Source organism: Pseudarthrobacter sp. DSP2-3-2b1 (genome assembly GCF_049895945.1).
Lineage (GTDB): Bacteria > Actinomycetota > Actinomycetes > Actinomycetales > Micrococcaceae > Arthrobacter.
The window spans coordinates 1-1082 of the sequence record NZ_JAFCTI010000028.1; the positions used below are offsets into that span (position 1 = coordinate 1).

The window sequence follows — 1082 nt, forward strand, 5'->3', positions numbered from 1 at the left end:
GTTCTCGTCGCTGACAGCCAGATGCCGGCGCTCCTGGGAGCCCAAGCGAATCAAGCCAGGCGGCGTTGCGTGAACTGCAAGTCAAACACGATGGGCTGCAGCGTGAACTGCGTCGAAAAGAGAAGGCGCTGGCCGAAGCCGCAGCCTTGCTGGTGCTTGCTGAAAAAAGTTCCAGGCCCTGTGGGAGGACGAGGAGAAATGACTACTTGCCAACAGCGCCAGACCCTGCTGACGCTGATCCGGCAGTCCTGCGAGAGCGGCGCACGTCTGCAAAAGGCCTGCGCCCTGATTGGGTTGGATGCGCGTACCGTTCAGCGCTGGCAGCACCCTGGCAACCAGCAAGGCGACCTCAGGGTCGGCAACAAACGCCGCATCACCGTGCCGCCCAACAAGCTCAGCGAGGCCGAGAGGAAAGCTGCGCTGGAGTTACTCAACAGCGAGCAATTCAAGGATCTGCCACCGAGCCAAATCGTGCCGCGCCTGGCTGACCAGGGCGTGTATGTGGCGAGCGAGTCGACCCTGTACCGGCTGCTGCGTGAAGTCGGTCAGCTCAGCCATCGCCGCCTGGAGCGGGTGGCGGACAAACGCAGCCGGCCACGCGCGCTGGTGGCGACCGGGCCCGACCAGATTTATTGCTGGGACATCAGCTACTTGCCCACCGAGGTACGCGGCTGTTACTTCTACCTTTACCTGTTTGTGGACCTGTTCAGCCGCCGGATCGTTGGCTGGCAGGTCTACGACTGTGAGAGTGCCGAGCTGGCCAGCCAGCTGCTGAGGGCCATCTGCGAGCGCCAGGGCATCGCGCCCCATCAGCTTACCGTTCACTCGGACAACGGCTCGCCGATGAAGGGAGAAACGATGCTCGCTACCATGCAGCGTCTGGGTGTGGCGGCTTCTCGCAGCCGACCGGCGGTCAGTAACGACAATCCTTACTCCGAGGCTTTGTTCAGGACACTGAAGTACCGGCCTCAACTGCCCGTCAAACCGTTCAACAGCCTGCTGCAGGCGCGGCGTTAAGGCAAACCTGCGCCCGGAGACTTCCGAGGGGGTTATCTGTACCAAATGCTCCTTGAGGCCGGCCT

General features: G+C 62.4%; 1 protein-coding gene. It reads left to right on the forward strand.

Annotated elements, in window-relative coordinates; all coding sequences use genetic code 11:
- Positions 1-198: 198 nt before the first annotated feature.
- Positions 199-1017 (forward strand): transposase, encoded by an 819-nt coding sequence (locus ACP7AX_RS19165; protein ID WP_426228778.1) that lies wholly within the window; start codon positions 199-201, stop codon positions 1015-1017.
- Positions 1018-1082: the final 65 nt, after the last annotated feature.

Excerpts from the sequence above, each read along its gene's own strand:
- ACP7AX_RS19165 (WP_426228778.1), top strand. The coding sequence starts at position 199 with ATGACTACTTGCCAACAGCGCCAGACCCTGCTGACGCTGATCCGGCAG.